The sequence below is a fragment of the Alkaliphilus oremlandii OhILAs genome (assembly GCF_000018325.1).
Taxonomy (GTDB): domain Bacteria; phylum Bacillota; class Clostridia; order Peptostreptococcales; family Natronincolaceae; genus Alkaliphilus_B; species Alkaliphilus_B oremlandii.
Genome location: NC_009922.1, coordinates 2,553,372 through 2,566,149, shown reverse-complemented (window position 1 = coordinate 2,566,149; position 12,778 = coordinate 2,553,372). Strand labels below are relative to the sequence as shown.

The window sequence follows — 12,778 nt, the reverse complement described above, 5'->3', positions numbered from 1 at the left end:
GCAGATAAAAATTTATTGATGATAGAGTTTAAGAAGTATTATGAAACCATAGCCAGTTCGATTAAAAATTAGAAGATCGATTGAAATATGATAAAAAGGAGGGCTATAATTGGAAAGCTTTGATAAAGACCTACGTTCTGTACAAGAGGCAAGGGACCTTGCTAGATTGGGAAAAATTGCTACAAAACAGCTTGCCGACTATACAGAAGAACAAATTAACAAAATTTTATGCAACATGGTTAGAGTTGCAAAGGAAAATGCGGTTTCCTTAGCAAAAATGGCTGTAGAGGAAACTGGATTTGGTAAGGTTGAAGATAAGACCTATAAGAACCATATGGCTTCCGTATTGCTTTATGAAGCCATTAAGGATATGAAAACCATCGGTGTAATCAAAGAAGATACTGAGGAGCAAGTAATCGAGATTGCTGAACCGATGGGATTGTTAATGGGGATTGTACCTTCAACGAATCCAACATCTACTGCTATTTTTAAATCAATGATTGCAATTAAATCACGAAATGGAATTGTTTTTTCTCCTCATCCATCTGCATTAAAATGTACATTGAAAGCTGTAAGATTAATGCATGATGCAGCAGTAGAAGCAGGCGCACCTGAAAACATTATAGGGAGCATTTCCATACCGACCATACAAGCTACAAATGAATTAATGAAGCACGATGATATTGCCATGATTATTGCTACAGGTGGTCCTGGAATGGTGAAGGCATCCTATAGTGCAGGTAAGCCAGCCCTAGGTGTTGGTGCAGGAAACTCTCCAGCATATATTGAAAGAACTGCAAATATCCAAAAAGCAGTCAGCAATATTATCGCAAGTAAGACATTTGATTACGGTACCATCTGTGCATCTGAGCAGTCCATCATCGTGGAAGAATGCAACCGTGAAGCAGTAGTAGCTGAGCTTAAGAAGCAAGGCGGATACTTTATGACAGAAGCAGAGACAAAAAAGGTTTGCAATCTTTTATTCAAGAATGGCCATACAATGAACGCTCAGTTCGTTGGTAGAAGTCCTCAGGTGATTGCTGAAGCCGCAGGAATTACAATTCCTGAAGGAACAAAGATCCTGATTGGAGAACAACAAGGTGTTGGACCAGCTTACCCATTATCTTATGAAAAGCTGACAACAGTGATTGGATTCTATACTGTGAAAGATTGGCACGAAGCTTGTGACCTTAGTATAGCGCTTCTACAAAATGGGATCGGTCATACCATGAGTCTTCACACAGAAGATCGAGAAATGGTGATGAAGTTTGCTAAAAAACCAGCCGCACGTATCCTTGTAAATACAGGTAGCGCCCAAGGTGGAACTGGAGCCAGCACAGGATTGATGCCTTCCTTTACCTTAGGTTGTGGTACATGGGGTGGTAGTGCGACTTCTGAAAACGTTACACCAATGCACTTAGTTAATATCAAAAGGGTTGCCTACGGTTTAAAAGACTGTACAACATTAGCTTCAGCAGATGCTTCCTTCAACTATCCAGAACTAAATGGCTCTGCAACAGTAGGATGCACTACGGAGAGTACCCCTTCTTTCAATAAAGTAAATTCAGATGTTCTAGATCAAGAAAAACTGATGGATTTAGTAAATGGCTTACTAAAAGCAATGAAGGGAGAAGACTAGAATGGAACAATATGAATCTGTCCTAAAGCTTTTACTAGAGGCAGTTCAAATGAATCTGTCTTCTACCGAAAAAAAACAAGGGGTTCCAGAAATTCCAGTAGGTATTTCAAATCGACACGTTCATTTGTCACAGGCAGATGTGAACGCATTGTTTGGAGAAGGCTATGAACTGTCACCAATGAAAGATCTATCCCAGCCAGGGCAGTATGCCTGCAAGGAAACTGTAACAATCTGTGGCCCAAAGGGTGCCATTGAAAAAGTAAGAGTTTTAGGTCCAGTACGAAGTAAAACACAGGTGGAGGTCTTATTGGGCGATTCCTTTAAACTAGGCGTCGTAGCCCCTACGAGATTATCCGGTGATTTACAAGGTACACCAGGAATCACATTAATTGGTACAAAAGGTTCCGTACAAATTACGGAGGGACTTGTGGCTGCACAAAGACATATTCACATGAGCTGTGAAGATGCCAAAGCCCTAGAAGTGCAGGATGGAGAAATTGTTTCAATCGAAGTGGATGGCTTAAGAGGGGGTATCTACCATAATGTTGCCATTCGAGCAAATGATACTTCCGTTTTAGAATTCCACGTCGATACAGAGGAAGCAAATGCTCTGGGTGTTCATTCGTTATCTAAAATCAAAATAAAAAAATAAAATTTGTTCGTTACACTTACAAACTTTATGTCGCACTCAATTTTTAACTCCGTTAAAAATTTCAAGTGCTCAAAATAAAAAACTTAGGAGGAATTTAAAATGAAATATGATGCATTAGGAATGATCGAGACAAAAGGTTTAGTTGGAGCAATTGAAGCAGCAGATGCAATGGTTAAAGCAGCAAACGTTTACCTAGTAGGTAAAGAGCAAGTTGGCGGTGGGTTGGTAACCGTAATGGTAAGAGGAGACGTTGGCGCAGTAAAAGCTGCAACAGATGCAGGAGCAGCGGCTGCACAAAGAGTTGGAGAATTAATCTCTGTTCACGTTATTCCACGTCCACACGTTGAAGTTGAAGGTATCCTTCCAGCAACAAATGTATCTAAGGATGTAAAATAGTAAAAGTTGATCCATATAAGAAAGCGGTAGGGCGGAAGCTCTACCGTTTCCTTATATATTGAATTTACGACAAAAATGTCTTAATTAAGAAGGATTGTATAAAGTAAGATCTGGGTATATAGGAGTAAAATGTTCAAAGGAGAGTGGCGGGAATTGAAATCGATCAAATGGAGAATGACCATCAGTATTTTGTTAGCCATAGGGATTATATTTGTATCTACCATCGGCTTTGCTACGATTCGATTTAAAGGAATACAGGAAAAAGCTTCTTCTGATTATTTAGAGCAGTTAACAGAGAACCATGCAAAAGAGACTCAAAATGAATTAGATTGGGCACTGGTTGTTGTTGAAACCATAGCCGACGCCTTTGAAGCGATGAAGGAGAATGGCTCCATCAGTAGAGAAGCAATGAATGAGATCATGAAAAATGTGATCTATACCAATCCAGAGTTGGTCGGTGTTTGGACAAACTGGGAGCCCAATGCAGTAGATGGAAGAGACAGCGAATATGTCAATGCGGAAGCCCATGGACCTACGGGAAGATACAATCCTTATTGGAATAGAGGAAGTGGCACCGTGGTTTTTGAAGAAGGATCCGATTCCTACGATAACTTAGATCAAAGTGGACTGTGGTATCAAGCATCTAAAAATTCGAAGAAATTAGAAGTTCTGGAGCCGTATACCTATAAGCTGCAAGGAAGGGACGTAACTCTAGTTTCTGTTACTGCACCTGTTATTTATCATAATGAAGTGGTAGGGGTCGTAGGGGTAGATATTTCCTTAGAGCGATTGCAGGAAGTGATATCGAATATCAAGCTATACGATAGCGGATATGTGCAATTAATAACGAAAAATGGACTCATTATAGGGCATAGGGACGAATCCTTCCTAGGAAAAGATATAGTTGACGTGTTCAATAATGAGGAATTGAAAGAAATTTTATCTAAGGGAAATCAATTGAACGGAGTAGAGCGTGTGCCAATCTCCGCTGATCATACAATCCTAACAATGGTTCCCATAAAAAATGCCCATATGGAAAATGAATGGTATTTCATGTCCATTGCATCGGAGGATGAAATATACAAAGAATTGCAGCAAACAACAACGATCACCATCATTGTAGCCAGTATGGGACTCGTTATTTTAATCGGTATTATTTTAGGGATCGCATCGAATATTACGAAGCCCATCATGGATCTATCCAGTGGTATTGAAAGGTTATCCCAGTTTGATTTGTCTCTAGATGAAAGTAAGACGATGAAAAACTATTTAGTGCGGAAGGATGAAATTGGAAAGATCACGCGAGCTTTAAAGGTTATGAAGGAAAATTTTATCGCTCTAATTAAAAACATTGCAGATGCTTCTCAGCAGCTCACAGGCTCTTCGGAAGAGTTGTCCGCTGTTATTGAACAGGTAAGCGCATCCTCTGAGGAGGTAGCAAGAGCCATGGAAGAAATTGCAGGAGCAGCGGGACAGCAGGCTCATGACACCATGAAAGGTGTAGCAGAAGCCACCATACTAGGTGAGGAAATTGAGAAAAACCGCAATAATATTGACCAATTAAATCATACTACGGATAAAGTGGTTCATTTAAAGGATGATGGCATTGTCATCATGAACGATCTTGTAGAAAAAACAAACCTCAGCAATCATGCCGTTATGGGCATTAAAGATATCATTGTTAAAACCAATGAAAGTGTAGAGGCAATCGGAAAAGCAAGTCAATTAATCAAAGGAATTTCGACGCAGACCAATTTATTGGCCTTAAATGCTGCAATTGAATCTGCAAGAGCTGGAGAAGCTGGTAGAGGGTTTGCTGTGGTAGCCGATGAAATTCGAAAACTAGCAGAAGAATCCAACAAATTGACGGAAGGAATTACCCAAATTATCGACATCCTGACAAAGGACACTGAATATGCCGTTTCTACTATGAATACGGTGGAGTCCATCATAAGAGATCAGAGCAATAGCGTAGAGATTGCCAGCCATAAGTTTGAGGGCATTGCTTCTGAAATTGAACAGATAAAGAGTACCATAGAATTCATCAGTCAGTCTGGAGTGGAAATGGAAAGCAAAAAGGAAGAAATTATACAGGTGCTGGAGGATCTATCGGCTATATCGGAGGAAAATGCAGCAATGACAGAGGAATCTTCAGCTTCCATGGAAGAACAGACAGCCTCTGTAGAGGAAATTTTTAATTCCAGTAGAGCCTTAGGGAAGCTGGCAGAAGATATGCAGGAAAGCATCCATCAATTTAAATATGAATAATTTATGGTAGAGCTGTCCGGTGTTCCATCAGTTGACGGCGGAATGGAAATGGGAAGCATTTTATGGGTAAATAAAATAAGAGGTAGCAATACTTTGAATAAAATATTATTTAAGGTATTGCTATGTTTTTTATACTATTGGTGCACTGTCATGGCGTTGAAAGTCTTAAATAGGGGTATAATAAGTAAACAAAAATGAATAAAAATATAGAGGAAAAGGAGATTCCATATGGAGAAAAAAGAAAATATAGAAATGGGATGGAATTTAGAACATAGCTATGCAACTTTGCCCAAGATATTTTTTGCCAATGCCAAACCGGCTTCTGCCCCTTTACCGAAGCTGGTTGTCTTTAATCATAAATTGGCAGAGGCTTTAGGTTTCAATGTTAGGGAGATAGAAAATGAAAGTTTAGCCCATCTGTTTGCTGGAAATCGACTTCCAGAAGGTGCAGCTCCTATTGCACAGGCCTATGCAGGTCATCAATTCGGTCATTTCACCATGCTAGGAGATGGTCGAGCAGTATTGCTTGGCGAACAGATGACGCCTTTGGGTGAACGATTGGATATTCAACTGAAGGGCGCTGGAAGAACGAAATATTCTCGTGGGGGAGATGGCAGAGCGGTACTGGGTCCTATGTTGAGAGAATATATCATCAGTGAAGCGATGCACGGTCTTGGCATTCCCACCACCCGAAGCTTAGCAGTAGTGACCACTGGCGAATCTGTTGTCCGAGAAAGATTTTTACAAGGCGCTGTCTTGGCAAGAGTGGCTTCCAGCCATATACGGGTGGGAACCTTCCAATATGCTGCAACATGGGGAAAGGAGCAGGATTTAAAAGCTTTAGCGGACTATACAATAAAGAGACATTTTTCTAATGAGAATATCCATGGCAATCCCTATGCACATCTTCTTGATGAGGTCATAAAACGACAGGCCATGTTAATTGCTCAATGGCAGTTGGTTGGTTTTATTCATGGTGTCATGAACACGGACAACATGGCCATCAGTGGAGAAACCATCGATTATGGTCCCTGTGCCTTTATGGATGTATATCATCCTTCTACTGTATTTAGCTCCATCGATGTCCACGGTAGATATGCCTATGGCAATCAGCCGAAGATTGCCCTGTGGAATCTAATTAAATTTGCAGAAACCCTATTGCCATTGCTCCATGAGAATCAAGAGCAGGCTGTAGAAGTCGCCCAAAATTCAATTTCAAGATTCAACGCTCTATATGAGAAAAACTGGGCGGATGGTATGCGGAGAAAGCTGGGCCTATTCAGTAAAGAGGAGAACGATGAACACTTGATCCATGAACTTTTAAGGATCATGGAAAAGTACAGTGCCGATTATACCAACACCTTTATTGCTTTGACTTTTGACAATATGAAGGATACAGCTATGTTTGAAAGTGAAGAATTTGCTCAGTGGCATACGCTATGGAAAGCAAGATTAGAAGGACAGAAAGAATCGAAGGAAGATGCCCATGGACTGATGAGAAACAACAATCCAACGGTCATCCCACGAAACCATCGGGTGGAGGAGGCATTGGATGCAGCTGAGAATAATAGAGATTATAGCAAAATGGAAAATTTATTGAAGGTGCTTTCCAGTCCCTATGAATATTCTAAAGAACATGAGGCCTACGCCGTATTGCCACCCCCATCGGCACAGCCTTATCGTACCTTCTGTGGTACATAATAGATGCAGTTTTAATGGAAGAAAATGTAGAAGTTGTATCAAAAATGCGCATTCCTGTGGTATACTAAGTATAGTATATATCCATTGAGAAAATATAGAATTCAAGACAGCAGGATGCATGCGTCCGCTGATAAAATGCAAATAAATGGGAGGTAAAAAAATGGGGAAATTGTTTGGAACGGATGGGGTTCGAGGAATTGCAAACAGAGATTTAACGCCGGAGCTGGCATATCAATTGGGGCGTATCGGCGCTTACGTTTTGAATAAAGACAATAATAAAAGAGCAAAGGTAGCCATTGGAAAGGATACTCGAATCTCAGGAGATTTATTAGAATCTGCCATGACTGCTGGATTTCTGTCCATGGGCGTGGATGTTATTTCTTTAGGGGTTCTACCAACACCTGCCGTTGCGTATTTAACCAGACATTTAAAGGCAGACTTTGGTGTAGTGATTTCAGCGTCCCATAACCCTGCAGAATACAATGGAATTAAATTCTTTAATAGAGAAGGATATAAGCTTCCAGACGAAGTTGAAGAACAGATCGAAGCGTATATTTTAAATAATAGAGATGTGGACATTCGAATGGAAGGCAAGGATGTCGGTACAGTGACTGTGGATGAAAAGAGTATTGAAGAATATACAGACTTTCTAAAGACCACTTTAGACCGTGACTTTAAAGGATTAAAAATTGCTGTGGATGCTGGAAATGGAGCAGCCTATCGATCGGCACCAAAATTATTAAAAGAATTGGGTGCGGAAGTGATCCTTATAAACGATACGCCGGATGGTATGAATATCAATAAGGGCTGTGGTTCTACAAACCCTGAGGTCATTGGTGCATTGGTTAAAGAAGTAGGCGCGGATATTGGAATCTCCTTTGATGGAGATGCAGATCGCTTAATTGCTGTAGATGAAAATGGAGAAGTGGTAGATGGCGATCATATTATGGCCATTTGCGGTATTTGCTTAAAGAAACAAGGAAAATTAAAAAATGATGTTATTGTAGGAACTGTAATGAGCAATATTGGACTTGAAATTGCTATGAAAGAGTACGGATGTAACGTGGTAAAAACAAAGGTTGGAGATCGATATGTACTGGAAGAAATGGTCCAAGGTGGATACTGTCTCGGCGGTGAGCAATCCGGTCACGTTATTTTCCTAGACTACAACACGACGGGCGATGGGCTTTTAACTGCCATTCAACTGATTGCCACCATGAAGGCGGAGAACAAAAAATTGTCGGAATTGGCTAAGGTAATGACCTCCTATCCTCAAGTGTTGGTCAATGCCAAGGTGAAAAATGAAAATAAAGAAGTCTATCAAAATGATGCTATCATCATGCAGTCAATTACAGCAATTGAAAATAAATTGGCTGGAGAAGGTAGAGTCTTGATTCGACCATCGGGAACAGAACCCTTAGTAAGGGTAATGCTGGAAGGGAAGAATCAAGAGGAGCTTAACGTATTGGCAACGGATCTTGCAAAGTTAATCGAACAGAGATTAAATTAAATTGCATATCTACAATTGTCGTATTTTAGATTTCCCAGGAAATAATTGTTGTCGAAATATGCTTAGAAAAATACTGATATGAATAGAACTATGCTCTGTATTTTATAAATCGAGCATAGTTTTTTGCCGACTATGGTTTTTCAATTCCATGGCGGGACATATGTCCTTAAACAAAATCGTTTTTTGTTGCAAAATATAGTTAGGAGAATGATGATGCATAAATCAGACGGTGATAAAAATAAAGAAATATTGGACCACGTCTTTCGATATAAAAATAAAGAGGATTGGAAGGTCTTTCACTATGCTAAGAATGAGGTTATATGTTATCAAGGTGATGTATACCCATATTTTTATGTGATTCTAGAGGGAAGAGCAAACATATATCATACTTCTGAGCGAGGAAAGAGTTATTCCCAAAGCGTATACCGAGAAGGCAATTACTTTGGTGAACTAGAGATATTTGATTTAAAGCCCTATGTATGCCAAATAGAGGCATTAGAGGACATGACCGTAATGCGACTGGGAAGGGATCTATTCTTAAAGTGGATACAGGAAGATAAGGAAGTAAACCTCTATATTTTAAGGTCCATCTGTGACAATTTTTATTATTTATCGGAAAAAGCCATCAAGGATACGCTGTATTCTCTGAAATATAGAGTGTGTGGCTATATCCTAGAAGAATTGAAAAGAAGCAGTAGCGATGAAGTGGAAATCAGCAAGAAATACTTAAGTGAACATTTTGTAGTGACTCAGCGGAGTATTAATCGCGTACTGAAGGAATTGGCAGAGAAGCATTTGATCCTAAATGGTGAGAATACTATTAAAATCTTAAATGTTGAGGGCATTCGAGATGAAATAGAGCGAGAGAAAATACTCTAATAGAACTTGTTGTTTTTTAAATTAAACATATAAAGGGAGGATGTTTTGAATGAAAAATAAGCTAGTTAAAGTAATATGCTTACTGATGGTTGCTATGCTTGCATTTGTAGGATGTTCCAGCAATACCGGTGGAAATCCATCGGATAACAATGGAACAGATGGGGCTGGTAAGACAAAGGTTGGCTTAGTGGTTTCTGGTGGACTGGGAGACCGTTCCTTCTACGATTCAAGTAATGAAGGATTACAGTCTGCAATCAAAAACTTAGGCGTAGAGGGTAAAGTTTTAGAATGTAAAAACGACCTTGCTTTGCTTTCTGACCAATTAGTACAAGCATCAAATTATGCGGACATTGTAGTGGTTGTTGGCTTTGAATTCTACGATGTGATTCAAGAGATTGCACCACAATTTCCTACAAAAACATATATTTATGTAGATAATGCAATTACTGGAATAGATAATATTGTATCTGTACAGTACAAGGAAAATGAAGGATCTTTCTTAGCTGGAGCATTGGGTGCAATGTTAAGTGAAACTGATCACATCGGTATGGTTGGTGGTGTTGATCTCCCAGTAATTCGAAACTTCCAGGTTGGTTACGAAGAAGGCGCAAAATTTGTTAATCCAGAGATTAAAGTGGATGTTATTTTTGCAGGAGACTTTGAAGATCCAACGAAGGGTAAGGAATCTGCGATTGCGATTTACAATAAAGGTGCAGATATTGTATTCCATGCTGCTGGAAAAACTGGCGAAGGTGTATTTGAAGCTGGAAAAGACCTTGGTAAATATGCAATTGGTGTAGACTCCGACCAAAGATATATCAATCCAGATGTTATTATGTACAGCATGATAAAGAATGTAGGACTTTCTGTTTATGAAACCATCGAAAATATAATCAACGGTTCTATCAAAGGTGGAGAAACCTTAACCTATGGAATCAAAGAAAATGGAATCGGTATTGGATACGGTACTGAGGATATGAAGCAATTCGTTACAGATGAAATGAAAGCAACATTAGCTGAAATATCTGAAAAAATTGTAAGCGGAGAAATCAAAGTAACAGAAGTTAGATAATACACTGTAAACGAAGAAGTCTGTTGGCTTCTTCGTTTTTCATAGATGGAGGAATAGGAGGATGCATATGGCAGAACCTGTAATACAGTTAAAAAATATTACAAAGCAATTTCCCGGTGTGCTGGCAAACGATGATATATCCTTAGAGATTAAGAAAGGCGAAGTATTTGCCATCGTAGGAGAAAACGGTGCAGGAAAGTCAACGCTGATGAAAATTATGTACGGTCTTTATAAGCCGACTTCTGGCGATGTCTATATCAAAGGTGAAAAAGTACAGAACTTCAAACCGAAAACAGCCATCGATAAAGGAATTGGCATGGTACATCAGCATTTTATGTTGGTGCCATCTTTTACCATTGCACAAAATGTAGTATTAGGAAGAGAAATCAAAAAGAACGGTATTTTTATAAATGAAAAAGAAGCCATTGAAAGCACAAAAAGAATCAGTGAAGAATATGGATTGAAGGTGGATCCAAAGATTCCTGTAGAGCTGGTATCTGTGGGAGTTCAACAGCGGGTAGAAATATTAAAGACTTTATATAGAGGCGCAGATATTTTGATTTTGGACGAGCCAACGGCGGTGCTGACACCTCAAGAAACGGAGGAACTCTTTGTCGTCATCCGAAAACTGGTGAAGGAAATGGGAAAAACCATCATCATCATCACTCATAAGCTCAACGAAGTTTTAGCAATCTCTGATCGAGTAGCGGTCATGAGGGCAGGTAGGTTGATTGGCGTCAATAAGACCGAAGAGGTGGATGAAAGAATTTTATCGGAAATGATGGTTGGCAAAGAAGTCTTATTTGACCAACTGAGCAAGGAAGACAGCCAAGGAGAAAGACTGATCAAGGTAGAGGATTTAAAGGCGCGGGATAAAAGAGGATTTATGGCCTTAAATGGGGTTTCCTTTGAAGTGCGTGCAGGAGAAGTACTGGGCGTAGCAGGGATCGAAGGCAATGGACAGACAGAACTGATAGAGGCAATCAGCGGTATGATCCCTGTGGAGAGTGGAAATATCGAAATATTGAATATCAATACGACGAAATTAAATCCCTATGAAATTCGGAAAGTGGGGGTTTCTCATATTGCTGAGGACAGGATGCATACAGGTTTAAATACCAAGGCAACCATTATGGACAATATTTTAATGGGAAGTCAGCATAGTGAGACCTTTGCTAAAAAGGGAATTCATCTGAAGCAGAATGTGGTGAGAGCATTTTCTAAAAAACTCATCCAAAAGTTCGATATCAGAACGGCCAGTGAAAATGTGAAGGTAGAAAATCTTTCTGGCGGCAACATGCAGAAGGTTGTCATTGCTAGGGAGTTTTCTTTCGATTCCAAGGTCTTGTTGATATCTCAACCAACAAGAGGTGTGGACATCGGCGCCATAGAGTTTATTCATGAAGAAATCATAAAAAAACGAAATGAAGGCTGTGGGATTATTTTAGTATCTGCAGAGCTGGACGAAATTTTTAGGCTATCGGACCGAATCATTACCATGTATGACGGCAAAATTACAGGAGAATTTGCTGCTGGTGAAATCGATAAGAGTGAGGTCGGATATTATATGACAGGAAATAGGGGAAGAAAGGTGAACCATGATGAAGAAATTAAATATTAAAATCGATGGAGAATATATCCTTTCGATTACAGGTTCCATATTGTTGGCCTTATTATTGGGTGCTGTCATTATGGTTCTCAATGGTAAAAATCCGATTCTAGGATATGGCGCACTGATTACCGGTGCCTTTGGAAATAAATATGCAATTGCTACAACCTTAACGAAAACAGTGCCGCTCATCTTAACGGGACTGGCAACAGCCATCGCCTTTATGTCGGGCATATTCAATATTGGTGGAGAAGGTCAATTATATTTAGGTGCTTTTGCTGCCACTTATATCGGTTTTACCTTTAAAGGGTTGCCTGCTGGCATTGGAATTATCTTAGCCGTCCTTTGTTCTGCCGTAGTCGGTGCAGCACTGGCCTATATCCCTGCCATATTGAAGGTGAAGTTTAAAATAGATGAAGTTATTGTTTGCGTTATGCTCAATAGTATTGCAATGCTGTTTACCGGATATTTAGTAAATTATCCTTTCAAAGCCACGGATGGTAGTATGGGAGGGTCCAATTTAATTGCAGATCAATATCGATTTACCAGATTGGTTCAGGTAGCAAAGCTGAATACCAGTATTATTTATGCGGCCATGATCGCTATTCTTATCTATTATTTAGTGAAGAAAACCTCCTATGGATATAATTTCAGAATGATTGGGGAAAATAACGTATTTTCTAAGTATATGGGACTTTCTACAGAAAAATATATGATTGTTGCCATGTTGATCTCTGGTGCCCTGTGTGGTGTGGCCGGCGCTTTTGAAGTATATGGGATGCATTATCGATTCTTAACGAATCTTTCCAAGGGATATGCCTTCGATGGGATGCTCATATCCTTAATCGTAAAAAACAGTCCTGTAGGAATCGTTATTATGTCTATCTTTTTTGCTGCTTTAAAGACAGGCTCCGTGGTGATGGAGTTGGAAACTGGAATATCATCAGAGCTTGTAGCGGTGATTCAGGCATTGATCATTCTATTTATGGCAGGAGAATCTGGATTTAAAGCGCTTTTTAGAAGAAAAAAACTCAGTAAAAAGGAGGCATAGA

The 12,778-nt window shown here is 39.6% G+C and carries 10 protein-coding genes; all 10 read left to right on the top strand.

The genetic code is table 11. The annotated features are described in order from the left end of the window. Positions 1–109 precede the first annotated feature (109 nt). Positions 110–1,639 carry an acetaldehyde dehydrogenase (acetylating) gene (locus CLOS_RS12400; RefSeq protein WP_012160226.1) on the top strand — a complete coding sequence of 510 codons (1,530 nt, stop codon included), beginning with the start codon at positions 110–112 and terminating at the stop codon, positions 1,637–1,639. Position 1,640: 1 nt separating this feature from the next. Continuing rightward, complete coding sequence (locus tag CLOS_RS12395) at positions 1,641–2,291, top strand: phosphate propanoyltransferase (RefSeq protein ID WP_012160225.1); 651 nt, start codon at positions 1,641–1,643, stop codon at positions 2,289–2,291. A 99-nt stretch (positions 2,292–2,390) separates the two neighbouring features. After that, positions 2,391–2,687, top strand: coding sequence for an ethanolamine utilization microcompartment protein EutM (gene eutM / locus CLOS_RS12390; RefSeq protein ID WP_012160224.1), 297 nt, complete (start codon positions 2,391–2,393; stop codon positions 2,685–2,687). Between the two features lie 153 nt (positions 2,688–2,840). Continuing rightward, positions 2,841–4,955, top strand: a complete 2,115-nt coding sequence (locus CLOS_RS12385; RefSeq protein ID WP_198006294.1) for a methyl-accepting chemotaxis protein — start codon at positions 2,841–2,843, stop codon at positions 4,953–4,955. A gap of 228 nt (positions 4,956–5,183) precedes the next feature. Then, positions 5,184–6,656, top strand: a complete 1,473-nt coding sequence (locus CLOS_RS12380) for a protein adenylyltransferase SelO (protein WP_012160222.1) — start codon at positions 5,184–5,186, stop codon at positions 6,654–6,656. Between the two features lie 160 nt (positions 6,657–6,816). Further along, positions 6,817–8,166, top strand: coding sequence for a phosphoglucosamine mutase (glmM, locus tag CLOS_RS12375; protein ID WP_012160221.1), 1,350 nt, complete (start codon positions 6,817–6,819; stop codon positions 8,164–8,166). Positions 8,167–8,379: 213 nt separating this feature from the next. Next, on the top strand, positions 8,380–9,045 hold the full coding sequence (locus CLOS_RS12370) for a Crp/Fnr family transcriptional regulator (RefSeq protein ID WP_198006293.1): 666 nt from the start codon (positions 8,380–8,382) through the stop codon (positions 9,043–9,045). Between the two features lie 49 nt (positions 9,046–9,094). Beyond that, positions 9,095–10,117, top strand: coding sequence for a BMP family lipoprotein (locus tag CLOS_RS12365; protein WP_012160219.1), 1,023 nt, complete (start codon positions 9,095–9,097; stop codon positions 10,115–10,117). A gap of 67 nt (positions 10,118–10,184) precedes the next feature. Next, entirely contained in the window at positions 10,185–11,738 is a 1,554-nt protein-coding gene (locus CLOS_RS12360; protein ID WP_041719352.1) for an ABC transporter ATP-binding protein, read from the top strand. Then, complete coding sequence (locus CLOS_RS12355) at positions 11,719–12,777, top strand: ABC transporter permease (RefSeq protein ID WP_012160217.1); 1,059 nt, start codon at positions 11,719–11,721, stop codon at positions 12,775–12,777. The genes CLOS_RS12360 and CLOS_RS12355 overlap by 20 nt, the downstream gene beginning before the upstream one ends. Position 12,778: the final 1 nt, after the last annotated feature.

Coding starts and splice junctions, on each gene's coding strand:
- CLOS_RS12395 (WP_012160225.1), top strand. CDS start 1,641: ATGGAACAATATGAATCTGTCCTAAAGCTTTTACTAGAGGCAGTTCAA.
- eutM (WP_012160224.1), top strand. CDS start 2,391: ATGAAATATGATGCATTAGGAATGATCGAGACAAAAGGTTTAGTTGGA.
- CLOS_RS12380 (WP_012160222.1), top strand. CDS start 5,184: ATGGAGAAAAAAGAAAATATAGAAATGGGATGGAATTTAGAACATAGC.
- glmM (WP_012160221.1), top strand. CDS start 6,817: ATGGGGAAATTGTTTGGAACGGATGGGGTTCGAGGAATTGCAAACAGA.
- CLOS_RS12370 (WP_198006293.1), top strand. CDS start 8,380: ATGCATAAATCAGACGGTGATAAAAATAAAGAAATATTGGACCACGTC.
- CLOS_RS12365 (WP_012160219.1), top strand. CDS start 9,095: ATGAAAAATAAGCTAGTTAAAGTAATATGCTTACTGATGGTTGCTATG.
- CLOS_RS12360 (WP_041719352.1), top strand. CDS start 10,185: ATGGCAGAACCTGTAATACAGTTAAAAAATATTACAAAGCAATTTCCC.
- CLOS_RS12355 (WP_012160217.1), top strand. CDS start 11,719: ATGAAGAAATTAAATATTAAAATCGATGGAGAATATATCCTTTCGATT.